We start from the raw sequence: 23286 nt of genomic DNA, 5'->3' as shown, positions 1-23286 counted from the left end.
TGCAATGCTTCTCAGTGACGCTGCCAAGCCCAGGCATTGGCGGAAAGCAGCAGCTCCGACCCAAGCTGCTCCGCCCCCTGCGACGGGGCGATGAGGGTGCCGGGCGTAGGCACGGCCAGGCGTCGTGCGACGGGCGAAAGGTTGAACAGGCAGGTAAGCGATGTGCCGGCCATGCTGCGGGTGAACCCGAGGATCGGCGCGGGCAGGTCAAGAAACCGCGTCGCGCCAAGCTGCAGGGCAGGGCTTGCGCGGCGCAGCGCCAAGACCGCGCGGGCGTGGTGCAGAACCGATGCGGGTTGGGCCTCGGCCGCCACCACATTGCGCAACGCCTGTGGCGGTTTCACTGGCAGCCAGGGCCGCGCGGTGCTGAACCCGGCCTGCGGCGCGGTATCCCAGACCATCGGCGTGCGGCAACCATCGCGCCCCTTCACCTCGGGCCAGAACCGCAGGCCAAGCGGGTCGGTCAGTTCCTCGTATGCAAGCTCGGTCTCGGTCTGCCCCAGTTCCTCGCCCTGATAGAGCCCGATCGTGCCCGGCAGCGACAGCAAAAGCGCCAGCGCCTGCTTTGCCACCAGCTCCGGGTCAGCGCCATTGCCTGCCCAGCGGGTTGCAGCGCGCACCACATCATGGTTGGAAAATGACCAGTAGGGCCAGCCATCGGGGGCGGCGGCAAGGAAGCCTTCGACAGTTTCGCGAAAATGCGCAGGCGTGTAATCTTCGCCCAGCAGATCAAAGCTGTAGGCCATGTGCAGGTGCTTCTTCCCCTTCGTGTAGGCCGCCATGATCGGCAGCGCCCGGCCCGCAACTTCGCCCACCTCACCGATCAGGCAGCGGTCCGGGTAGGCATCGGTCAGCGCCCGGATGCGGGCGATCAGGGCAAGGTTTTCGGGCCGGGTCTTGTCATACCGGTGGTCTTGCATGTCGTAGGTATTCACTTTGGCAAGGCCACCGGGGGCGGGCGGATTGTTGCGCAGCGCTGGATCATGCAGGTAGTAATTCACCGTATCGAGCCGAAATCCGTCAACGCCACGATCAAGCCAGAAGCGCAGAACCTCGAGCACCGCGTCCTGCGCCGCCGGGTTGTGCAAATTGAGGTCCGGTTGCGATGGCAGAAAATTATGCAGGTAGTACTGCCGCCGCCCCGCATCCCATTCCCAGGCCGGGCCGCCGAATACCGAAAGCCAGTTGTTCGGTGGCGTCCCATCAGCGCGCGCATCGGCCCAGACATACCAATCGGCGCGCGCACCGCGGGTGCGGCTGTCGGCAAACCAGGGGTGGCGGTCCGAGGAATGGCTCAGCACCTGATCGAGGATCACCCGCAGCCCCAGATCATGCGCCCGCGCCAGCAGCGCGTCGAAATCGGCAAGCGTGCCGAACAACGGGTCGATGCCGCGATAGTCGGAGACATCATAGCCCATGTCGGCCATCGGCGAGGGGAACACCGGCGAAATCCAGATCGCATCGGCCCCGAGCCGCGCGACATGCTCGAGCCGCCGGGTGATGCCGACAAGATCGCCAATGCCGTCGCCGTTGCTGTCCTGAAAGCTGCGCGGGTAAATCTGATAGACCACCGCGCCGCGCCACCACTCCGCCATCCGCATTCTCCACGCAACCGCCTGCCGCATGTCTAGCCGCGACCCGGCGCGGGCGAAACGATTCCCCTTCAGCACGCTTGACGTGGCGGGTGCGAGAGTTGCAGAAAGGTATCCAAACCGCTTTGGAAGGCCCGGCCACCTTGTCATATGTTAACGCTATCACCAACACGTCGCTGCGCGCCGACATCGTGCGGCACCTGACTTTCACCATGGGCAAGGATGCCGCGCATGCCTCGGCCTATGATTGGCGGATGGCGCTTTCCTTTGCGCTGCGCGACCGCATCGTGGAGCCGTGGTTTGCCGCCACCCGGCGCACCTGGGAAACCGGGGCCAAGCGGGTTTATTACCTGTCGATGGAATTTCTCGTCGGGCGCATGCTTGAAGATGCGGCGATCAACCTTGGTCTGCGCGATGCTGCCAGCGAGGCGCTTGCCGGGCTCGGGGTTGATTTCAGCGAACTGGTGGGCGAGGAGCCTGACGCGGCGCTTGGCAACGGCGGGCTCGGGAGGCTTGCGGCGTGCTACATGGAAAGCATGGCCACGCTCGGCTGCCCCGGCTACGGCTACGGCATTCGCTACGAACACGGGCTTTTCCGCCAAAGCATCGAAGGCGGCGAGCAGCGCGAACAGGCGGAAACCTGGCTGACCCAACGCCACCCGTGGGAGTTCGAGCGCCCCGAATCCGCCTATCTGGTCGGTTTTCGCGGCGAGGTCACGCGGCTTGCCGGTCGCGCCGTCTGGACCCCGTCCGAAACCGTGCGCGCCGAGGCGCATGACACGCCGGTGATCGGCTGGGGCGGGCGATGGGCCAACACCCTGCGGCTCTGGAGCGCCAAGCCGACAACGCTTTTCGACCTTGCCCGCTTCAACCACGGCGATTACGCCGCCGCCGCCGAGCCCGAAGCTTTGGCACGCACGCTGAGCCGGGTGCTCTACCCCGACGACACCACCTTTCAGGGCAAGGAATTGCGGCTGAAGCAGGAATACTTCCTCGTCTCCTCGGCGCTGCAAGATATTCTGCGCCGCCACCTTGCCGGTGGTTTTGCGCTCGGCGATCTGCCCGCGCATGCGGCGATCCAGATGAACGACACCCACCCGGCATTGGCCGGGCCCGAGTTGATCCGGCTGCTGGTTGATGTGCACGGGATGGAATTTGCTGCCGCCATCGAAATTGCGGTCGCCTGCCTTGGCTACACCAACCACACGCTTCTGCCCGAGGCGCTGGAACGCTGGGCGACCTATCTCATGGGTTCGGTGCTGCCGCGCCATATGCAGATCATCGAAGAGATCGACGCCTGGCACGCGACGCGCCACCCGACGCGGCCGCATTATGTTGGCATCGTGAAGCACCACGAAGTGCGGATGGGGGATCTGGCCTTTGTTACCTCGCACCGGGTCAACGGTGTTTCAAAGTTGCATACCGAGCTGGTGAAGACCTCGCTTTTCCCTGAGCTTGACGCTTTGCACCCGGGCCGGGTGGTGAATGTGACCAACGGCGTCACCCCCCGGCGCTGGCTGCGGATGGCCAATCCGGCGCTCTCGGGCCTCATTACCCGCAGCATCGGGCCGGGCTGGGAGGCCGATCTCGACCGCCTTGCGGCACTGCAACCCTTTGTTGAAGATGCGGGCTTTCGCGCCGATTTCGCCGCCGCCAAGCGCGCCAACAAGGCCGCGCTCGCGGCCTGGATCGGCGCGACCCAGGGGCTGACGGTCAACCCCGATGCGATCTTCGATGTGCAGGTCAAGCGGGTGCATGAATACAAACGCCAGTTGCTCAACATCCTGCAATGCATCGCGCATTGGCAAAGGCTGCGCGATGCCCCGGGCTCGGCTGTGCCGAGGCTGCGGATCTTCGGCGGCAAGGCCGCGCCGGGCTACCATGCCGCAAAGGAAATAATCCGTCTTATCAATGATGTCGCGTTAGTAATTAATGCGGACCCGAAAACCCGCGACGCGCTTCAGATTGTCTATCCCGAGAACTACAACGTCAGCATGGCCGAGCGTCTGGTGCCCGCCGCCGACCTTTCCGAGCAGATTTCAACCGCCGGCAAGGAAGCCTCGGGCACCGGCAACATGAAATTTGCGCTGAACGGCGCGCTGACCATCGGCACGCTGGATGGTGCCAATGTGGAAATCCGCGATGAGGTCGGCACCGAAAACTTCTTTCTGTTCGGCCTCACCGCGACCGAGGTGGCAGAACGTCGGCGCGACCCCGAACACGCGCGCAGGGCGATCCTTGCCAGCCAGCCCTTGCAGGACGTGTTGCAGATGATCGCCGAGGGCCGCTTCAGCCCCGGCGAACCGGGGCGCTACCACGGCCTTGTGCACAACATCTGGAATTCCGACTATTTCCTCGTGGCTTCTGATTTTGCCGCCTATGATGCAGCGCAGGCGCAGGTAGAGGCAGCTTTCGCCGAGCCTGACCGCTGGTGGCGGATGGCGGCGCTCAATACCGCGCGGATGGGGTATTTTTCTTCGGACCGCGCAATCCGCGACTACATGACAGGCATTTGGGGCACGGTATCAGCGCTATAGGGGACGGCATGGCACGACTGGACGCCACGACGGCGCGGGCCTTGGCCGAGGGGCGGCACGCGGACCCGTTTTCGGTGCTGGGGGCGCATGGCGGGCAGATTGTGGCTTTGGTGCCCGACGCGGCGCGGCTATGGGCCCTGGGCACCGAAACGGTCGAGCTGAAAACCGCCGCGCCCGGCGTTTTTGCTGGCGACTGGCCCGAAGCAGCCCCCTACCGGCTGCGCGCCGAAGGTGCCGCCGGGATTTGGGAATTCGAGGATCCCTACCGCTTTGGCCCGGTTCTTGGCGAGATCGATGAATACCTGATCGGCGAAGGCCGTCACCGCCGCCTCTGGCAGGTGCTCGGCGCGCATCTGACCACCCATGAGGGCGTGGCAGGGGTGCATTTTGCGGTCTGGGCCCCCAATGCGCGCCGGGTTTCGGTGGTCGGGGCGTTCGACAACTGGGATGGTCGGCGGCATCAGATGCGCAAGCGCGGCGCGACCGGGGTTTGGGAAATCTTTCTGCCGGGGCTGGCGGAAGGCGAGGCCTATAAATACGAAATTCTGGGGCACGATGGCCGCCTGCAGGCACTGAAAGCCGACCCTTTGGGCTTTGGGGCCGAGCATCCGCCGCAGACCGCTTCGGTGGTGCGCGCGCTCGGGCGGCATGTCTGGGCCGATGGCGGCTGGCTGGGGCGGCGCGCCGAAGCCGCCAGCATCGGTGCTCCGATCTCGGTATACGAGGTGCATCTGGGCAGCTGGCGGCGCGTCGCGGCAGAGGGCGGCAGGCCGCTGAGTTACTTTGAAGTCGCCTCGCAACTTGTTGATTACATCGATGATCTTGGCTTTACGCATATCGAGTTCCTGCCGATCACCGAGCACCCGTTCGACGGCAGTTGGGGCTATCAGCCGGTTGGCCTTTACGCCCCGACCATCCGCCACGGTCGGCCGGAGGAGTTCGCGGCGCTGGTCGATGCGGCGCATCGCAAGGGGCTTGGGGTCATCCTCGATTGGGTGCCGGGGCATTTTCCGACCGACGCGCACGGGCTGGCGCATTTCGACGGCACCTCGCTTTACGAACACGCCGACCCGCGCGAGGGCTTCCACCGCGACTGGAACACCCTGATCTTCAACTACGGTCGCCGTGAGGTGGCCAATTATCTTCTGGCCAACGCGCTGTTCTGGCTGGAGGAATATCATCTCGACGGGTTGCGCGTGGATGCGGTCGCCTCGATGCTCTACCGCGACTATTCGCGGCCTGCGGGCGAGTGGGTGCCAAACGTCAAGGGCGGGCGCGAAAACCTTGAAGCCATTGCATTTTTGCAAGAGATGAACGCGGCGGCCTACGGCGGCGCGCCGGGGATCATGACGATTGCCGAGGAAAGCACGTCCTACCCCGGGGTCTCAAGGCCGGTGCATGCGGGCGGTTTGGGCTTTGGCTACAAGTGGAACATGGGCTGGATGAACGACTGGCTGCGCTATTTCGCCCGCGATCCGGTCCATCGCCGCCACCATCACAACGAAATTACCTTTGCAAGTTCCTATGCCTGGAGCGAAAACTTCATCCTTCCTCTGAGCCATGACGAGGTGGTGCACGGCAAGGGCAGCCTGCTTGGCAGGATGCCGGGGCTGGAGGGCGAAAAATTCGCCAATCTGCGCGCCTTTCTTGGCATGATGTGGGGACATCCGGGCAAGAAGCTGCTCTTCATGGGGCAGGAGTTCGGCCAGTTGCGTGAATGGGCGCAGGCGGGGCAGCTTGACTGGCATCTGCTCGATGTGCCCGCGCACCGGGGCGTGCAGAACCTCGTGCGCGATCTCAACCGGCTCTACCGTGAAACCCCGGCGCTGCATTGGGGCGATTGCCGCGCCGAGGGGTTCGAATGGGTCGAGGCGGATGACGCGGCAAATTCCGTCTATGCTTTCGAGCGCCACGCGCCCGGCGCGGCTCCGGTGCTGGTGGTGGCAAACCTGACCCCGATCGAGCGCGTTGGGTACCGGCTTGGCCTCAGTCAAGGCGGTGCCTGGCATGAGGTGATGAATACCGACAGCGCGCATTATGGCGGCGCGAACCGTGGCAACATGGGCGCGGTCAAGGCGCAGCAACACGGCTGGCGGGGCAGGGCGCAGAGCGGCGCGTTCTACCTGCCGCCGCTTTCGGTAGTGATGTTCAGTCCCGGCTGAGGGCCGGAAAGGGGGAGTGATGAAACCGCAACCAAACACCCGGCTTTCCAGCCAGGCGATGGCATTCGTGCTGGCTGGCGGGCGTGGCAGCCGCCTGAAGGAACTGACCGACACCCGCGCCAAGCCCGCCGTCTATTTCGGCGGCAAGGCGCGGATCATCGACTTTGCCCTGTCGAACGCGCTCAACTCGGGCATTCGCAAGATGGCGATTGCCACCCAATACAAGGCGCACAGCCTGATCCGCCACATGCAACGCGGCTGGAGCTTTTTCCGTGCCGAGCGCAACGAATACCTCGACATTCTGCCCGCGAGCCAGCGGGTGAGCGAAAATCAGTGGTATCTTGGCACCGCCGATGCGGTGACGCAAAACATCGACATCGTCGATAGTTACAAGGTCAGGTATGTCGTCGTGCTGGCAGGCGACCATGTGTACAAGATGGATTACGAGGTGATGCTGCAACAGCACGTCGCCACTGGTGCCGATGTCACGATCGGCTGCCTGACCGTGCCGCGCTCCGAAGCCTCGGCCTTTGGCGTGATGGATGTGGACGCGATGGGGCGGGTCACCGCTTTTCTTGAAAAGCCCGCCGATCCGCCGGGGATGCCGGGCGATCCCGATAGCACACTCGCGTCAATGGGGATTTACGTCTTCGACTGGGATTTTCTGCGCAACCTGCTGCTCAGCGATGCGGCGGATACGAATTCAAGCCATGATTTCGGCAATGACCTCATTCCGGCGATCGTGCGGAACGGCAAGGCGATGGCGCATCGCTTTTCGGAATCCTGCGTGACAAGCGGGCTCGAAACCGAACCTTACTGGCGCGACGTCGGCACCATCGACGCGTTCTGGCAGGCCAATATCGACCTGACAGAATTCACCCCCAAGCTCGATCTTTACGACAACGCCTGGCCGATCTGGACCTATGCCGAAATCGTGCCACCGGCAAAATTCATCCATGACGAGATCGGGCGGCGGGGCATGGCGGTTTCCTCGCTGGTTTCGGGGGATTGCATCGTTTCGGGGTCGGAGGTTCGCAATTCGCTGCTGTTCACCGGCTGCCGCACCCACAGCTACGCGACGCTCGACCATGTGGTGGCGCTGCCCTATGCAGATATCGGCCGGGGCGCGCGGCTGGCGCGCTGCGTGCTCGACCGCGGGGTGACGGTTCCGCCTGGGCTGGTGGTGGGCGAAGACCCCGAGGAAGATGCGCGCTGGTTTCGGGTAAGCGCCGGCGGGATCGTGCTGATCACCAAAACCATGCTTGCGGCGCGCGCACATGCCCTGGGCTAGCGGGCCGCTTGCCCGGGGGTGATTGGACAGGGACGGATAGGGAGATGCGCAAGATGGGCGGGCGGGTGCTTTCGGTAGCATCGGAATGCGTGCCACTGGTGAAAACCGGCGGTCTTGCGGATGTGGTGGGGGCGCTGCCGGGGGCGCTTGCGGCGCATGGCTGGCAGATGCGGGTGCTCATCCCCGCCTATCCGGGGGTGCTGGCAAAGCTTGACCGCCCGCGCGCCCGTTCCCGCGAGGTCTGGGCCTCGGACGATCTCTTTGGCGGTGCCGCACGGGTGGTTCTGGGCGAGGTCGCGGGGGTCGAGATCCTGGCGCTGGAAGCGCCGCATCTGTTCGCGCGCCTCGGCGGGCCCTATTCCGATGGTTCGGGCGATTTTCGCGACAATCCGGAACGTTTCGCGGCGCTCTGCTGGGTGGCCGCCGATCTGGCGCAGGGCGGCGACGCCGCGGGCTGGAAACCGGATATCGTGCATGCCCACGACTGGCAGGGGGGATTTGCGCCCGCCTATCTGCGCTACCGCGGCATTGCCGTGCCTTCGGTGATGACGGTGCACAACATTGCTTTTCAAGGGATTGCCGGGGCCGAGCGGCGCGCCGCGCTGCGGCTGCCGCCAGAGGCGTTCGTCCCCGAAGGGGTGGAATACTGGGGCAATATTTCGGCGCTGAAGGCGGGGCTGGTTGCAGCGGATGCAATCACCACGGTGTCGCCGCGCTATGCCGACGAGCTGATGCGGCCCGAGTTCGGCCTCGGGCTGGAAGGTGTCATTGCGGCGCGGGCCGGGGTGGTGCAGGGCATCCTGAACGGGATTGATGATGCGGTCTGGAACCCCGAAACCGATGCGGCGATAGAGCCCTTTTCGGCGCGCAAGCTGGCGCTGAAGGCACGCAATCGTGCGCAGCTTCTGGCCGAATTCGGCCTCGCCAAGGTGCCGGGGCCGCTGGCTATTCTGGTCAGCCGCCTCACCCATCAAAAGGGCATCGACATTGTGCCCGAGGCGGTTGCCGAATTTCTTGCGGCGGGCGGCGGGCTTTGCGTGCTTGGCGCGGGCGAGCCATGGGCCGAGGCGGCGCTGCAAGGCCTTGCGGCACGGCACCCGGGGCGGGTCGGGCTGCGGATCGGCTATGACGAGGCGCTGAGCCACCGGATGTTTGCCGGCGGCGATGCGGTGCTGGTGCCATCGCGTTTCGAGCCCTGCGGCCTCACCCAGATGATGGGTCTGCGCTATGGCTGCGTGCCGGTGGTTTCGGCGGTGGGGGGGCTTGCCGATACGGTGATCGGCGCCACATCCGCAAGCCTTGCTGCGGCGGCGGCAACCGGCGTGGTGTTCCACCCGGTCGATGCGCTGGCGCTTCGCCAGGCCCTGCGCAAGCTTTCGGGCCTTTACGCCGACAGCGCCGAATGGGGCCGGATGCAGCGCCGGGGGATGAAGGCCGATTTTGGCTGGGCCGCTTCGGCGGCGCGCTACGCAGCACTTTACGAGGGGCTGAAGCGTGGCTGACCAAGACATCGGCGCGGGGCCTGCGCCTGCCTTGGGGGCCATCCCCGAGGCTGGGGGTGTGCATTTTTCGCTCTTTTCCGCCCATGCGGAACGGGTGGAACTCTGCCTGTTCGATGCCGACCAAGAGCGGCGGCTGGAGCTTTCGGCGGGCGAGGGGGGCATCTGGCAGGGCTTCGTGCCGGGGCTGGGGCCGGGGGCAGAATACGGTTTTCGCGTCCACGGGCCCTGGGCCCCGCGCATCGGCCACCGCTTCGATCCGGCCAAGCTGCTGCTCGACCCCTATGCGCGCGCCCTGAGCGCACCCTTGCGCTGGAGCGCAGGCTTGATGGGGCAGGGGCGCGATACCGCGGCACTGGTGCCAAAGTCGGTGGTCATGGCCCCCGTGGCACCGCTTGCCCCGGTGCCGCAACGAAGCTGGAGCGAAACGGTGATTTGCGAGGCGCATGTGAAGGGGCTGACCGCCGAGCACCCCGAAGTGCCCGCAGCGCTGCGCGGCACCTACGCCGGGCTTGCCGCCCCCGCGATGTTGGAGCATTTCAGCAGGCTCGGTGTAACCGCGCTGGAACTGCTGCCGGTGCATGCCTTCATCGACGACCGTTTCGTGGTCGAGAGGGGCCTGCGCAACTACTGGGGCTATCAGAGCCTCGGCTTTTTCGCCCCCGATCCGCGCTACGGTGGCCCGGAAAGTTTTGCCGCAATGATTGGCGGGCTGCGCGGTGCCGGGATTGAAGTGATCCTTGATGTGGTCTTCAACCACACCGGCGAGGGCGACCAGAACGGCCCGACGCTTGCCTTTCGCGGCATCGACAACGCGAGCTATTACCGCCTGCACGATGGCGGCTATGTCAACGATACCGGCTGCGGCAACACGCTCGATATGTCGCAACGGGTGGTGCGGCGGCTGGTGCTTGACAGCCTGCGGCATTGGGCGGCGCTCGGGGTTGCCGGTTTTCGCTTCGATCTGGCTACCACGCTTGGCCGCGGGGCCAAGGGCGGGTTCGAGGCCGCCGGGCCGATGCTTTCGGCGCTGCGGAAGGACCCGGTTCTTTCCCGGCTGAAGCTGATCGCCGAGCCGTGGGATCTGGGGCATGCGGGCTACCGGCTTGGCGAATTCCCGCCGCCCTTTGCCGAATGGAACGACCGCTTCCGCGATGGCCTGCGCCGCTTCTGGCGGGGGGATGCGGGCATGCTGCCGGATCTGGCGCGCCGCCTTGCAGGCAGCGCCGAGACCTTCGACAAGGGCGGGCGGGCCGCAACGGCGTCGGTCAACTACCTCGCCTCGCATGATGGGTTCACGCTGCATGACATTGTATCCTTTAGCAAAAATCACAACATGGCGAATGGCGAGGGTGGCCGCGACGGGCATGGCGAGAATTTTTCTGCCAACTTCGGCCACGAGGGGGCAAGCGACGACCCGGCGGTCATGGCCGCCCGAGAGGCGCGAAAACGGGCGATGCTGGCCTCGCTTTTCTTCGCGCAGGGCACGCCGATGTGGCTTGCAGGCGACGAGATTGGCAACAGCCAGGGCGGCAACAACAACGCCTATGCACAAGACAACGCCACCTCTTGGGTGAATTGGCCGGGCGACGCGGCGCTTGCGGCCTATGTTGCGCGGCTTGCAGGCTTGCGCGCGGCCAATCCGGTGCTGCGCCAGCAACGCTTCCTGCATGCCCGCAAGCGCGCCGATGGCCTGCGCGATCTGGTCTGGCGGCTGCCTTCGGGCAGCGAGCCGACAGCGGACGATTGGCACAACCCCGCCGCGCACTGCCTTTGCATCGAGCTTCGTGGCGCTGCGGAGGGCGGAGAAAACCCGCGCGCCGCCTTTGCCGCCTTCAACGCGGGCGGTGCCTGCCGCGTGGTGCTTCCCCCCGGGGCCTGGGATCTGGTGCTCGACTCTGCCTGCCCGGATGCGCCAGAATTGCCTGCGGGTGCCAGCAGCGAACTTGCCGCCCAGTCGGTTCAACTTTTTTTTGAGAGGTCATGATGCGCCACCCGACCCAGGCCATTGCAGGCCAGAAACCCGGCACCTCGGGACTGCGCAAGAAAACCCGCGTGTTCATGACCCCCGGCTACCTCGAAAACTTCGTGCAGGCGACCTTCGATGCAATCGGCGGCGCAGAGGGCAAGACCTTCGTGCTTGGCGGCGACGGGCGCTATTTCGGGCTTGAAGCCGCGCAGGTGATCTTGAAGATGGCGGCGGCGAACGGTGCTGCGCGGGTGATCGTGGGGCAGGGTGCCTGGCTTTCCACGCCCGCCGCCTCGCATCTGATCCGGCTCCGGCGCGCCGATGGCGGGCTGATCCTTTCCGCCAGCCACAACCCCGGCGGGCCCGACGAGGATTTCGGGGTGAAATACAACACGGCAAACGGTGGCCCCGCGCCCGAGGTGGTGACCGAGGCGATTTTTGCCGCGACGCTTGAAATTACCGAATACCGCAAGGCCGACACCGCCGACATCGACCTTGCCAGCTTGGGCGAAAAGCGGATTGGGGCGATGGTCGTCGAGGTGGTAGACCCGGTTTCCGCTTACGCCGACCTGATGGAAACCCTCTTCGATTTCAAAGCGTTGCGAAGCCTGTTTCATGCGGGCTTCAGCGCCCGGATCGATAGCATGAACGCGATCACCGGCCCCTATGCGGTGGAGATTTTCGAGCACCGGCTGGGGGCAGCCCCCGGCTCCGTGGTCCATGCCCGGCCCTTGCCGGATTTCGGCGGAATGCACCCCGACCCGAACCCGACCTGGGCGCATGAGCTGATGGCGGCAATGATGGCACCCGACGCACCCGATTTTGGTGCCGCCTCCGATGGCGACGGCGACCGCAACATGATCCTTGGCCGTGGCACCTATGTAAGCCCTTCCGACAGCCTCGCGGTGATCGCCGCGCAGATGCAGCTAGCCCCCGGCTACGCGGGCGGCCTGAAGGGTGTAGCCCGCTCGATGCCCACTTCGGCGGCGGTGGACAGGGTCGCCGAGGCGCTGGGAATTGCTTGCTACGAGACCCCGACCGGCTGGAAGTTCTTCGGCAATCTACTTGATGCGGGCCGGGTGACGCTTTGCGGCGAGGAAAGCTTTGGCACCGGTTCTGACCATGTGCGCGAGAAAGACGGGCTCTGGGCGGTGCTGATGTGGCTTTCGATTCTTGCCGCGACCGGAAAATCGGTGGCAGAGGTGCTTGCCGAACATTGGGTGCGCTTCGGGCGCACCTATTATTCGCGCCATGATTACGAGGCGATGCCAATCGCAACTGCCGAGGCGATGCTTGCCGATCTGCGCGCCGGGCTTGGCGCGCTTGCCGGGCGATCCGTGGCAGGGCTGCGGATTTTCTCTGCTGATGAGTTTGCCTATACCGACCCGGTGGACGGCGCGGTGTCAGAGGGGCAGGGGCTGCGGCTGCTGTTCGAGGGCGGCGCGCGCGCGGTCCTGCGCCTCTCGGGCACCGGAACCGAGGGGGCGACCTTGCGGCTTTACCTCGAACGCTACGCGCCGGGGCCGGATGGGCTGGCCGACGATCCGCAGGCGGCACTTGCACCGATTGCGCAGGCGGTCGAAGCACTGGTGGGCATTTGTCGGCGGAGCGGCCGCAAAGGCCCGGACGTGGTAACATGACGTCGGGCACCGCAACATAACCGGCTTACATAAGTCCGATAAGCAGTATTATGTAAACTAAGTATATGTAAACTAAGTATCGGTCATGCGCGCTAAGGCACAAGAATCGTTGACCCCGTGGTTTGCCGCCCGGCCAGCGCTTCATGTGCGGAACCAACCGCAGCAAGCGGAAAACGCTGGGCAATCTCAACCTTGATGGCACCCGAAGCAATCATTGCGAACATCTCGGCAGATGCCCGTGCCAACCACCCCTGAACCCGCGTGTGATGAAACAGCGTTGGCCGCGTAAGCCGCAGGCTGGCGCGCGCCAGATGCGAGACGCGCAGATTGTCAGGCGCGCCGGAAGATTGGCCAAAGCTCACCAATGTGCCAAAGGGTTGCAGGACCTCCAGCGATTTCAGCACGGTATCGGCACCGATCGAATCATAGACGGCAGCGACGCCAAGGCCGTCGGTCAGCCGCATCACCTCGGGCACAAAGTCCTTCACCCGGTAGTCGATCACCTCGCCGTAGCCATGCGCCCGTGCCAGCGCGCATTTGGCAGCACCTCCCGCGGTGCCGATAGCGCGCACACCCTTGGCCGCAAGCCATTGCCCGGCAAGCAGCCCAACCCCACCTGCCGCAGCGTGAAAAAGCACGGTGTCTGAGGGTGTTACGGGGAATGAATGATGTATGAGGTAATGCGCGGTCAGACCCTTCAGCATGACCGCAGCGGCCACCTCGTCGCTGATTTCATCGGGCAGCGGCACCGCCTGCGCGGCGGACAAGGTGCGATGGCTCGCGTAGGCGCCATTTGGCGTTGTGTAGGCAACGCGCTGGCCGACGCGCAGGCTGACGCCCTCGCCCACTGCCTCGATCACCCCGGCAGCCTCCGAGCCGGTGACGAGATCGTGCGGAACAGGCCATGGATAGATGCCCATGCGGAAATAAATATCAATGAAATTCAGACCGATGGCGGTTTGTCTTAAGGTTACCTCACCCGGTCCGGGGCGTGGAATATCGAACTCGATGCGGTGAAACTGATCGGTGCCGCCCGCCGCCTTCAAGGCAATCGCATAGGCCATTCACTTGTCCTCCATCAGGAAAGCCGCATCAACTGGCACCCGCAAGGCATTGAGAAGGTGGTTTGTTTTCCCGGCAGACGCAACGACGCGAAAGAAATCGGCCTGTTCTGCCGGTGTCATCCCCTTGGCACGCGCGGCGGCAAGGTGGCTGTGGGTGCAGTAATCACAGGCATTGGCAATGGAAACAGCGGCATAGATCATTTCCTTCATTTTCGGATCGAGCGCTGAAGGTGTCGCCATCACCGCCTTCACCTCGGCCCATGTCGCCTCCAGCAGTGCCGGATCAAAGGCCAGGTAGCGCCAGACATTGTTGATGAAGTCGCTGCCCCGCGTGGCGCGGATATCGGCGAACACCGCGCTGACGCGCGGATCGGATTCGGGGTCTGCGGGCGGGGTGATGGTGGCCATGAAACGCTCTCCGTTTCGACCGAGCCTGACACCCTGCCCCACTGCGGTCAATCGCGGCTGGCAGTTTCCGCCCGCCGCCGGTTGACAAGCGCGCCGCTTGTGCCATCTACATCGCCGAAATTCACCGCCGCCGAGGTGGCGCATCAGGGAGAAATGCATGGATCTGCGCCAGATCGTGCCCGGTTTTGCGGTTGCTCCGCAAATCGAGCCCGCCGAACTTGCCTCACTTGCCGCTATGGGGTTTCGCACGCTCATCAACAACCGTCCCGATGCCGAGGTCGGCGATGATCTCGGCCATGCGGCAATGGAGGTGGCCGCGCGCGCGGCAGGGCTCGCCTACCACCGCCTGCCCTATGCTCCGGGCCTGATGACGCCCGACCTTGTCGAGGCCTTCGCCGCCACGCTTGCCAAGGACGAAGGGCCGGTTCTTGCCTATTGCCGTTCCGGCACGCGGTCGAGCCATCTTTGGGCGATGGCGCAGGCCCCACACCTGCCGTTGCGCGACATTCTCGCGGCGACCACGGCGGCAGGCTATGACCTTTCCGGCCTAGTGCCGCAGCTCGCCGCGCGCAGCGACGGATAGGCCTCAGACGATCGCCTTTTCAAGGAACGGCTCGTGCGCAATCACCCGCCGCATGTCGAGGTCCGAAAGATCAAGGCTCTGCCAGTCGCCGGTCAGAATGACCTCGGCAAGCCCGCGCCCCACCGCAGGGGCCTGCTGCAACCCGTGGCCCGAAAAACCGTTGGCAAGGTAGAGGTTCTGAAAGCCCGGGTGGCGGCCCAGAATCGCGTTCTGATCGAGCGTGTTATAGGCGTAATGCCCAACCCAGAACCGGGTGACCTTGACCGCATCGAAGCCGGGTGCTCGGGCGTAAAGCGCGGGCCAGATCAACTCTTCGAACTGGGCGTGATCAGGCTCGAAATCGTCGGCGTCGCAGGGGCCGTCTTCAGCCGGCACGGTGGCGGTGATCCACTGACCATGCTCGGGGCGCAGGTAAAACCCGGTGTGGTCAACCAGAAGCGGTGCCTCGGGGTGGCGGGCATTTGGCGCATCGATCACGAAAACCGTGCGTTTGCGGGGTTCGACCGGGAATTCCTCGCCGAGCCAGCGCAACAGCTCCGACGCCCGCGTGCCCGCCGCGTTGACGAAGGCCGCAGCTTCCACCCGTCCCGCCTGCGCCAGAATTGCCGCGACCACAGCATCGCCCTCGCGTTCCAGCCCCACGACGCGGTCGGTGACAAACTCGGCACCCTGCGCGCGTGCCTGCGCCCGCAGACCGCCAAGCAGGCCCATGTTGTCAAACCAGCCCTCCCCGGTGCGCCCAAAGGTTGCCGCCACCACATCGTCGAGGTTGAGCCAGGGGAACCGCGCGGCGATGGCGGCAGGGTCCAGAACCTCGGTCGCGGCACCAAGGCTTCGCTGCATCGCCGCTTGCTCGCCCATCAGCGCCGCTGCATCGGGGTTGCCAGACAGGAACAGATAGCCGTTTTCCTTGAACCCCAGATCGGGCACACCGCCCTCGGGCGCTTCGCGCGCGAAACTGCGGATGAAATCAAGCCCGAACCGGCTGATCTGCACATTCACCGGATTGGAAAACTGCGACCGGATCGAGGCGACCGAAAGCGCGGTCGAGGCGCGGGCGTAGCTCGGGTCCATTTCGACCACGCTCACCCTGGTTCCGGGCGCGATGCGGGTGATCCAGTAGGCGACCGATGCGCCCATCACCCCGCCGCCGATCACCAGAACATCAGGCTTCAAATCCATCGCGCCCTCCCGACTCGGGTCTCTGCCTAACAGGTTGTTACAGCGGTGGAAATATCCGGCGCTTGACAAGGCGCTCCGGCCTTGCCCGGGGCGCGGGCGAAAATGCAAACGTCGGCCGCTTTCAGGGCCGGCGCGCGGGGTTCATGTGCAGCGGGCCAGGCTCAGGCACCTTGCAGCGTCTTGGCCACCTCGGCGGCGAAGTCTTCGCTGCGTTTCTCGATGCCCTCGCCAACCGCGACGCGGGCGAAGCCGGTGATCTCCACGCCGGCATCTTTCGCGGCCTGGGCAACGGTGACGTCGGGGTTGATGACGAATTTCTGCCCAAGCAGCGTCACTTCCTCGAAGAACTTCGCCATCCGCCCGACGATCATCTTCTCGATCACCGCCTCCGGCTTGCCCGATTCGCGGGCCTGATCGCTCAGCACCTGCTTTTCGCGCTCGACCAGCGCCGGGTCGAGGTCGGCTTCGCTCAGCGAGGCGGGCGAGGTGGCGGCGATATGCATGGCGATCTGTTTGCCGATGCCGGCATCCTTGCCTTTCAGCCCCACCAAAACGCCGATCTTGCCCATGCCCGCGGCGGCGGAGTTGTGCACATAGGACACCACGGTTTCGCCTTCGACACGCACCAGACGGCGCAGTGAAAGGTTTTCGCCGATCACCGTAATGGCTTCGGTCAGCGTCACTTCCACGCTCTTGCCGTCCACATCGGCGGATTTCAGCACGTCGATGTCGGCCACGCCAAGCGCGGCTTTGGTGAAGCTGGCCACCATCTTCTGAAAATCGGGGTTCTTCGCCACGAAGTCGGTTTCCGAGTTCACTTCGACGGCAACACCCTGCCCGCCCTCGACCGCCACGCCAACCAGACCCTCGGCGGCGATGCGCCCCGATTTCTTCGCGGCCTTGGCCAGGCCCTTGGTGCGCAGCCAGTCGATTGCGGCTTCCATGTCGCCGTCGGTCTCGGTCAGCGCCTTCTTGGCGTCCATCATGCCGGCACCGGTGGTGTCGCGCAGTTCTTTCACCTGTGATGCGGTGATTGCCATTTGCGGCTCTCCTCTGAATGGGGTCAGGCGGGGAATGCCCCCGCCCGCAATTGCTGGATCGATGCGGCCCGGATCAGGCCTGCGGCGCGGCCTCGGGTTCGGCTTCCGCCAGCGCCTCGTCAACCGGTGCCGCGTCGAGCGCGCCAAGGTCCACCCCGGCCGCCCCCATCTGCGCGGTCATGCCGTCAAGCGCGGCACGGCTGACCAGTTCGCAGTAAAGCGAAATGGCGCGCGCGGCATCGTCGTTGCCCGGAATGATGTAGTCCACGCCCTTCGGCGAGCAGTTGGTATCGACCACCGCAACCACCGGAATCCCGAGCTTCTGCGCTTCGAGAATCGCGAGGTCTTCCTTGCTCACGTCGATGATGAACAAAAGGTCGGGCAGACCGCCCATTTCACGGATGCCGCCAAGGCTCGATTGCAGCTTGGACTGCTCGCGCTCCATGCCCAGACGCTCTTTCTTGGTCAGGCCCTCGGCACCGTTCGCCATGATCTCGTCGATCTGCTTCAGCCGCTGGATCGACTTCGACACGGTCTGCCAGTTGGTCAGCGTGCCACCGAGCCAGCGGTGGTTCATGTAGTACTGCGCGCAGCGCTCGGCGGCCTCTGCCACCGCCTTTTGCGCCTGCCGCTTGGTGCCGACAAACAGAATGCGGCCACCCTTGGCGACCGTGTCACGCACCACCTGCAGTGCCGCGTCGAGCATCGGCACGGTCTGGGTCAGGTCGATGATGTGAATGCCGTTGCGGTCGCCATAGATGAACTCCGCCATGCGCGGGTTCCAGCGGGCCTTCTGGTGGCCATAATGTACGCCAGCTTCCAAAAGCTGACGCATCGAAAATTCGGGAAGCGCCATTCCATATCCTTTCCGGTTTGCGCCTTGGCGGGGCATTCAGGGCAAGCGCCCCAACCGGTGGACCGATGAGGATTTCTCCCCCATCAACCCGACCCCGCCTGTGAAGTGAGGCGCGTATAGACGCCGTGCGCCGTCAGTGCAACCCCGAAGCTGCCCCGCGTTGCCGCCAAGCATGCTTGAACCTTGCATCAGGCAAGTTTAGCCATGCCAAGCGGGCACGCGCAAGAACGGGGGAAAAATGGCACGTCAGGGTGAGAATGGCGCATCGCGGGAGGCCGAGTTCCCGGCACCGGGTCCGACCGGCCCTGACCGTGCGGGGCAGCTGCCGCGCCTTGCCCTCGGTGCGGGCGTAGCGCTGGCCCTGCTCCTGGCGGCGATCCGAGCCGTTATTCTTGCGCCGCAGTTGGCGGGCACCGGTGTAGTGCAGGCCGCGGCAATGGTGGCCGGAGGGGTCCTGCAGGACTGGCTCGTCGCCGCCGCGCTTTCCGGGCTGGTCTGGGCGATCTGGCTTTGGCGCGGAAACGCGCGGCTGGTACGGGCCGCGCTGCTCGGCATCGGGTCGCTATTGCTTTTGCTGGCCTTAGCCAATGTCCGCGCCGTCACCATGCTGGACGGGCCGGTCACGCTTGACTGGCTCGCCTATGCGAACCTCGGCAACAGCACCTTCATGCTGACCTCGGTCGCCTCCGAATTGACCCTGCCGCGCATCCTTGCCGCGCTTGGCTTGCTGGCGGCATATCTTGGCCTTGCGCGGCTGTTTGCGGCACATGTCGATCGTCTGCACCTGCGCCGCGTCGCGCCGATGGCGCTGGCCATTTCAGCGCTGCTCGCCATGACCGGGCCGTCAGGCGCGCCGGGGCGGGTGGCAAACCCCGTCATTGCATTCGTGGTGTCGGCTTTTTCGCCAGCACCGGGCGGCGCGACCGTGACCACCGCCCTGGGCGGCGGCGCGTCGCTGCGCGACAAGGCCGAATTCGCGGGCCTGCGCGCGACCGCGCTGCCACGCCCCGCGGGCGATGTGGCTGCCATCCGCAACGTGGTCATCTACGTCATGGAATCCGTCGGCGTCCAGGTGGCCACCGGCTATGGCGGCGACTTCGAGATGACGCCGAACTTCGCCCGCCTGGCCGACGAGATGGGCCTGCGTTTCTCTGACATCTACGCACATGCCCCGGCCTCCAACTATTCCCTCGTTTCGCTCATCGCCGGGATCGAGCCGGACCTGTGGAGCAAGAGCATGACCGTTGGCCGCGACGATCTGCCGATCGTGGGTCTGCCCACGCTGCTGGAAACCCGCGCGATGCGCACCGCCTATTTCAACTCGAATGACAAGCGGTTCCAGAACGCCGGCGGCTTCGCCGAAAGGGCGGGCTTCGATCTGGTGCTCGACTCGCATGAATGGGACTGCGCCCTGGGCGGCATGCAATACACCGGCACCGATGAGCCGCTGGACAAGAAACACGACTTCTGCACGGTCGCCGAGGTGATGAAGTGGATAGACAGCGATCCCGCAACGCCGTTCTTCGTCACGCTCTGGACCGGGATGGCACATTATCCCTATTTCGCCGGGCCCAACCCGGTATCCTATGTCGAGAACCAGAACCAAAACGATTATCTCAACGCGATCCGGGTGATTGACGAAGGCCTGGGCATGCTGGTCGAGGATCTGCGCCAGCGCGAGCTTCTGGACAGCACACTGATTGTTGTACTTGGCGACCACGGCGAGGCGTTCGGCGAACACGGCCAGTACGGCCATGCGACCGGTCTCTGGGAAGAGAACATGCACGTTGCGCTTGCCTTCCTGAACCCCCGCCTGTTTCCGGGTGGCGAGACGGCGCGGATGATCGGCGGCATCCCTGACGTTCCCGCCACCATCACCGACTTGCTCGGGCTTGCAACGCCGCCCAGCTGGCATGGGCAAAGCTTCTTTTCCGAAGGCCGCCATCAAGGTGTGTTCCTGTTCTCGCCATGGGGCGGCTTTCGCACCGGATTCCGCGTCGGCGACCGGAAATTCATCTTCAACGCCAATACCGGCGAGGCCCTTCTTTACGATCTTGCGGCAGACCCGCGCGAAAGGGTGAACCTTGCCGAGACCGATCCCGCCGCGCTCGAGCAATCCATGAAGGACCTTGCATCCTGGGTGGTCTGGCAAACCGCCTACCGGTCCGGCATCGCCGAGGGCACCGTTTCGGCCAACCCCGTGGCGGGCCCGGTGGACATCATAATCCGCGCCAGCGGCACCAGCTACCTGTCGGCCCCGAGGATGCGGCTCTATCTGGATGGCGAGGTGCTGACCAGCATCGAGGTGGTCAATGCCCTTTCGAACGCCGAGGCCGTCGTTTCGGACGCGGCCTTGCGCGCCTCGTTCAGCAACTACCCATTCCGGGCCAACTCTCCGAGTTGCCCGAAGGTGCTGGAAATCGAGTTTCTCAACGACGAATGGGCGGGCGAGGGCCAGACCGGCGACACCGACCTCTTCGTCGAGCGCGTCACTTTCGCGGGGGTGAACTACTATCCCAACCGGTTCAGATTGGTGACGCCGAATGCAGGGGGCCAGTTTTTCGGGCTCTACCGGATGTCACGCAAGGGGCTGTTTGCCGTCGATCTGGCCCTGCCGCCGGTCTGCCTGGCGGGCGCCGTCGGTGCGCTGTAATCCGGGTGCTCTGCCTTGTGCGCCCAAATACCCGGCTGTAGTGTGCCGCCATGAGCGCTGCCCCCGACATCTTGTGCATTGGATCGTTCCTCTGGGATATCATCGGCCGCGCGCCGGTGCATATGCGCGCGGGCTCCGATGTGCCGGGTCGGATCGCACGGTTGCCGGGCGGGGTGGCAATGAACATCGCCATGACGCTGGCGCGCTTCGGGCTCCGGCCAGCGGTGCTTTCCACGATCGGGCGCGACGGCGAGGGGGCGGAACTCGTGGCAACCTGCGAGCGGATGGGCCTGGTCTGCGACTATCTCTATCGCTCCGACGATCTGCCAACCGACCGCTACATGGCGGTTGAAGGGGCGAACGGGCTGATCGCCGCCATTGCCGATGCGCATTCGCTGGAGGCGGTGGGCGACAAGATCCTGCGACCGCTGGCGGATGGGCGGCTCGGCAGCATCACCGCGCCATGGGCGGGGCCGATTGCGCTTGACGGCAACCTGACCGAGGCGCTGCTGGGCGATATCGCCGCCTCGCCGCTTTTCGCCGCCGCCGACCTGCGCGTCGCACCCGCCAGTCCCGGCAAGGCCGAACGGCTTTTGCCCTTGCTCGCGCATGAACGGGCGACACTCTATGTGAACCTTGAAGAGGCGGGGCTGCTTTGCCAGTCGGCTTTCGCCTCGGCAGCCGAGGCCGCGGAAGCGCTGCTGGCGCGCGGCGCGCGGCGGGTGCTGGTAACCGATGGCGGCCGCGCGGCGGCCGACGGTGCGCGCGCCGGGGTGATCGAATGCCTCCCGGCGGCGGTCATGGTTACCCGCGTGACCGGCGCGGGAGATACCTTCATGGCCGCGCATCTGGTGGCAGAGATCCGGGGGGCTCCGCGCGCCGAAGCCCTGGCCGCGGCATTGGAAGCGGCGGCGCGCTATATTTCGGGCGAGGTTGCCTCATGAATGATCTGCTGGCCTGCTCCCCCGAGGTTGCTGCCGCGCGCCGGGCGGGAGCCCCGACTGTCGCGCTCGAATCGACGATCATCACCCATGGCATGCCCTACCCGCAGAATCTCGAAACCGCCCGCGCCGTTGAGGGCGAAGTGCGCGCCGCGGGCGCGGTGCCGGCGACCATCGCGGTGATCGGCGGGCGGATTCGCATTGGTCTTGACGGGGCAGAACTCGATGCGCTGGCGCAAACACCCGATGCCATGAAGCTGAGCCGCGCCGATCTTGCGGTCTGCCTCGCGCGCGGCGCGACCGGGGCGACGACGGTTGCGGCAACGATGATTGCGGCGCGGCTGGCGGGGATCGCGGTCTTTGCCACCGGCGGCATCGGCGGCGTGCACCGGGGGGCGGAGAAGAGTTTCGACATCTCTGCCGATCTCCGCGAACTGGCGCAAACTCCGGTTACCGTGGTTGCGGCGGGGGCCAAGGCAATTCTCGATCTGCCCAAGACGCTTGAGTTGCTTGAAACCCTGGGCGTGCCGGTGATCGCCTACCGGCAAGATGCCTTTCCGGCCTTCTGGTCGCGCGACTCGGGGTTGAAGGCCCCCCTGCGGATGGACAGCGCCGCCGAGATCGCTGCGGCACATCGGATGCGCGCCGCACTTGGCCTGCCCGGCGGGCAACTGGTGGCAAATCCGATCCCGCCGGAAGCCGAAATCCCGCCTGCCGAAATCGGCCCGGTGATCGAACAGGCGCTGGCCGAGGCCGAGGCGCAGGGCGTTGGCGCAAAAGCGGTGACGCCGTTTCTTCTCGCACGCATTTTCGAGCTGACCGGCGGTCGCTCGCTTGCCGCCAATATTGCGCTGGTGCGTGCCAACGCGCGCCTTGGCGCAGCGATTGCCGCAGAAATCGCGCGCGGGGCATGAGCGACCCATTGCCGCAGCCCGGCGTCATGCCTAAGTTTGGCGCGGAACAGGGGAAAACATGACCGAGCACGAACCAAACCAACCGCAGCACCTGCGCCGCCGCGGCCTGCTCGCGGGGCTTCGCGCATCGTTCCTGACCGGTCTGGTGGTCGTCATGCCGATCGGGCTGACGCTTTGGCTGATCTGGACCGTGACCGGCTGGATCGATGGTTTCGTGCTGCCCTTCATTCCAGCGCGCTGGCGGCCCGAGCAATATGTCGGGATCAATCTGCGCGGTGTCGGGGTGATCGTGTTTCTGGTCTTCACGATCCTTGTCGGCTGGATGGCCAAGGGCTTTTTCGGCCGATCGCTTCTGCAATGGGGCGAGGATCTGGTGGACCGGATGCCGGTGGTGCGGTCGATCTACAATGGCATCAAGCAGATTGCGGAAACGATCTTTGCCCAGAACGAGGCGAGCTTCGACAAGGCCTGCATGTTTGAATACCCCCGCCCCGGGGTTTGGGCTATCGGTTTCGTCTCGACGCTGGCGCGCGGCGAGATCGCCGCAAAAATTCCGCATGGGGAGGCGATCCTTTCGGTATTTCTGCCGACCACGCCCAACCCGACTTCGGGATATCTGCTCTATGTGCCTGAAAAAGACGTGATCTACCTCGATATGGGGGTGGAAGACGCAGCCAAGCTGATAATCTCGGCAGGGCTTGTCTATCCAACCCCGCCGGGGGCTGCGGCGGCAAAGGCAGAAGCCAAGGCGGAAGCAAAGGCCGATGCCAAGGCCAAGGCCAAGGCAAAGGCCGACCTGGCGGGCTGAGCCGATGCGCCTGCCGGCCCGCACTATCCCCGGCTGATCGGTCCGAACGCCTAGGTCACATACTCATAAAGGGGATTCACAAGGTTACGGAGATCTGATTCACTTTCCCGCAGCACGGGAGGTGTCGATGGCGCGCTTTGATCTGAC

General features: G+C 65.1%; 17 protein-coding genes. 11 read left to right on the top strand and 6 right to left on the bottom strand.

Annotated features, from left to right (window positions below; all coding sequences use genetic code 11):
• Positions 1–11 precede the first annotated feature (11 nt).
• The gene (locus Q8J98_RS07270; RefSeq protein WP_305183251.1) at positions 12–1595 is read right to left on the bottom strand and encodes an alpha-amylase family glycosyl hydrolase; all 1584 of its coding nucleotides are present in this window, start codon (positions 1593–1595) and stop codon (positions 12–14) included.
• 140 nt (positions 1596–1735) lie between these two features.
• On the opposite strand from Q8J98_RS07270, the gene Q8J98_RS07265 reads away from it, so the two are divergent.
• Genes Q8J98_RS07265 through Q8J98_RS07240 form a run of 6 tightly spaced genes read left to right on the top strand, consistent with a single transcriptional unit; the run spans position 1736 to position 12690 of the window.
• The gene (locus Q8J98_RS07265) at positions 1736–4129 is read left to right on the top strand and encodes a glycogen/starch/alpha-glucan phosphorylase (protein ID WP_305293772.1); all 2394 of its coding nucleotides are present in this window, start codon (positions 1736–1738) and stop codon (positions 4127–4129) included.
• Between the two features lie 8 nt (positions 4130–4137).
• Positions 4138–6291, top strand: a complete 2154-nt coding sequence (glgB, locus tag Q8J98_RS07260) for a 1,4-alpha-glucan branching protein GlgB (protein ID WP_305293771.1) — start codon at positions 4138–4140, stop codon at positions 6289–6291.
• 19 nt (positions 6292–6310) lie between these two features.
• Positions 6311–7582, top strand: a complete 1272-nt coding sequence (gene glgC / locus Q8J98_RS07255; protein ID WP_305293770.1) for a glucose-1-phosphate adenylyltransferase — start codon at positions 6311–6313, stop codon at positions 7580–7582.
• 44 nt (positions 7583–7626) lie between these two features.
• A complete protein-coding gene (gene glgA / locus Q8J98_RS07250; RefSeq protein WP_305293769.1) occupies positions 7627–9084 on the top strand; it encodes a glycogen synthase GlgA in 1458 nt (485 codons plus the stop codon).
• On the top strand, positions 9077–11068 hold the full coding sequence (gene glgX, locus Q8J98_RS07245) for a glycogen debranching protein GlgX (RefSeq protein WP_305293768.1): 1992 nt from the start codon (positions 9077–9079) through the stop codon (positions 11066–11068). The genes glgA and glgX overlap by 8 nt, the downstream gene beginning before the upstream one ends.
• Entirely contained in the window at positions 11065–12690 is a 1626-nt protein-coding gene (locus Q8J98_RS07240) for an alpha-D-glucose phosphate-specific phosphoglucomutase (protein WP_305293767.1), read from the top strand. The genes glgX and Q8J98_RS07240 overlap by 4 nt, the downstream gene beginning before the upstream one ends.
• 92 nt (positions 12691–12782) lie before the next feature.
• Here Q8J98_RS07240 and Q8J98_RS07235 read toward each other — a convergent pair whose 3' ends face one another.
• Together Q8J98_RS07235 and Q8J98_RS07230 are read right to left on the bottom strand one after the other, a co-directional pair.
• A complete protein-coding gene (locus Q8J98_RS07235; RefSeq protein ID WP_305293766.1) occupies positions 12783–13754 on the bottom strand; it encodes a quinone oxidoreductase in 972 nt (323 codons plus the stop codon).
• Positions 13755–14162, bottom strand: coding sequence for a carboxymuconolactone decarboxylase family protein (locus Q8J98_RS07230; protein WP_305293765.1), 408 nt, complete (start codon positions 14160–14162; stop codon positions 13755–13757).
• Between the two features lie 157 nt (positions 14163–14319).
• Here Q8J98_RS07230 and Q8J98_RS07225 point away from each other — a divergent pair, with 157 nt between their 5' ends.
• The gene (locus Q8J98_RS07225) at positions 14320–14745 is read left to right on the top strand and encodes a TIGR01244 family sulfur transferase (protein ID WP_305293764.1); all 426 of its coding nucleotides are present in this window, start codon (positions 14320–14322) and stop codon (positions 14743–14745) included.
• A gap of 3 nt (positions 14746–14748) precedes the next feature.
• Here the strand turns inward: Q8J98_RS07225 and Q8J98_RS07220 are convergent, their stop codons facing one another.
• The 3 genes from Q8J98_RS07220 to rpsB all read right to left on the bottom strand — a co-directional run bounded on the left by Q8J98_RS07220 (position 14749) and on the right by rpsB (position 17823).
• Positions 14749–15927, bottom strand: coding sequence for an FAD-binding oxidoreductase (locus tag Q8J98_RS07220; RefSeq protein WP_305293763.1), 1179 nt, complete (start codon positions 15925–15927; stop codon positions 14749–14751).
• 161 nt (positions 15928–16088) lie between these two features.
• A complete protein-coding gene (gene tsf / locus Q8J98_RS07215) occupies positions 16089–16967 on the bottom strand; it encodes a translation elongation factor Ts (RefSeq protein WP_305293762.1) in 879 nt (292 codons plus the stop codon).
• 73 nt (positions 16968–17040) lie between these two features.
• Positions 17041–17823, bottom strand: a complete 783-nt coding sequence (gene rpsB / locus Q8J98_RS07210) for a 30S ribosomal protein S2 (RefSeq protein ID WP_305293761.1) — start codon at positions 17821–17823, stop codon at positions 17041–17043.
• A 238-nt stretch (positions 17824–18061) separates the two neighbouring features.
• On the opposite strand from rpsB, the gene Q8J98_RS07205 reads away from it, so the two are divergent.
• The 4 genes from Q8J98_RS07205 to Q8J98_RS07190 are packed head-to-tail and all read left to right on the top strand — an operon-like array spanning position 18062 to position 23139.
• Positions 18062–20476 (top strand): sulfatase-like hydrolase/transferase, encoded by a 2415-nt coding sequence (locus Q8J98_RS07205; RefSeq protein ID WP_305293760.1) that lies wholly within the window; start codon positions 18062–18064, stop codon positions 20474–20476.
• Positions 20477–20526: 50 nt separating this feature from the next.
• Positions 20527–21420 (top strand): PfkB family carbohydrate kinase, encoded by an 894-nt coding sequence (locus Q8J98_RS07200; RefSeq protein WP_305293759.1) that lies wholly within the window; start codon positions 20527–20529, stop codon positions 21418–21420.
• Positions 21417–22331, top strand: a complete 915-nt coding sequence (locus tag Q8J98_RS07195; protein WP_305293758.1) for a pseudouridine-5'-phosphate glycosidase — start codon at positions 21417–21419, stop codon at positions 22329–22331. Before Q8J98_RS07200 ends, Q8J98_RS07195 begins: the two co-directional genes overlap by 4 nt.
• Before the next feature lie 58 nt (positions 22332–22389).
• Positions 22390–23139, top strand: coding sequence for a DUF502 domain-containing protein (locus Q8J98_RS07190; RefSeq protein ID WP_305183235.1), 750 nt, complete (start codon positions 22390–22392; stop codon positions 23137–23139).
• The last annotated feature ends 147 nt before the right edge of the window (positions 23140–23286 follow it).

It is taken from the genome of Phaeovulum sp., from assembly GCF_030684035.1.
In the GTDB taxonomy this organism is placed as follows: Bacteria; Pseudomonadota; Alphaproteobacteria; order Rhodobacterales; family Rhodobacteraceae; genus UBA6213.
The sequence above is the reverse complement of the archived record's forward strand: the minus strand, read 5'-3'. Positions and strand labels throughout refer to the sequence as shown.

Coding starts and splice junctions, on each gene's coding strand:
- glgC (WP_305293770.1), top strand. CDS start 6,311: ATGAAACCGCAACCAAACACCCGGCTTTCCAGCCAGGCGATGGCATTC.
- glgB (WP_305293771.1), top strand. CDS start 4,138: ATGGCACGACTGGACGCCACGACGGCGCGGGCCTTGGCCGAGGGGCGG.
- rpsB (WP_305293761.1), bottom strand. CDS start 17,823: ATGGCGCTTCCCGAATTTTCGATGCGTCAGCTTTTGGAAGCTGGCGTA.
- Q8J98_RS07240 (WP_305293767.1), top strand. CDS start 11,065: ATGATGCGCCACCCGACCCAGGCCATTGCAGGCCAGAAACCCGGCACC.
- glgA (WP_305293769.1), top strand. CDS start 7,627: ATGCGCAAGATGGGCGGGCGGGTGCTTTCGGTAGCATCGGAATGCGTG.
- tsf (WP_305293762.1), bottom strand. CDS start 16,967: ATGGCAATCACCGCATCACAGGTGAAAGAACTGCGCGACACCACCGGT.
- Q8J98_RS07225 (WP_305293764.1), top strand. CDS start 14,320: ATGGATCTGCGCCAGATCGTGCCCGGTTTTGCGGTTGCTCCGCAAATC.
- Q8J98_RS07190 (WP_305183235.1), top strand. CDS start 22,390: ATGACCGAGCACGAACCAAACCAACCGCAGCACCTGCGCCGCCGCGGC.
- Q8J98_RS07235 (WP_305293766.1), bottom strand. CDS start 13,754: ATGGCCTATGCGATTGCCTTGAAGGCGGCGGGCGGCACCGATCAGTTT.
- Q8J98_RS07200 (WP_305293759.1), top strand. CDS start 20,527: ATGAGCGCTGCCCCCGACATCTTGTGCATTGGATCGTTCCTCTGGGAT.
- Q8J98_RS07195 (WP_305293758.1), top strand. CDS start 21,417: ATGAATGATCTGCTGGCCTGCTCCCCCGAGGTTGCTGCCGCGCGCCGG.
- Q8J98_RS07270 (WP_305183251.1), bottom strand. CDS start 1,595: ATGGCGGAGTGGTGGCGCGGCGCGGTGGTCTATCAGATTTACCCGCGC.
- Q8J98_RS07205 (WP_305293760.1), top strand. CDS start 18,062: ATGGCACGTCAGGGTGAGAATGGCGCATCGCGGGAGGCCGAGTTCCCG.
- Q8J98_RS07220 (WP_305293763.1), bottom strand. CDS start 15,927: ATGGATTTGAAGCCTGATGTTCTGGTGATCGGCGGCGGGGTGATGGGC.
- Q8J98_RS07230 (WP_305293765.1), bottom strand. CDS start 14,162: ATGGCCACCATCACCCCGCCCGCAGACCCCGAATCCGATCCGCGCGTC.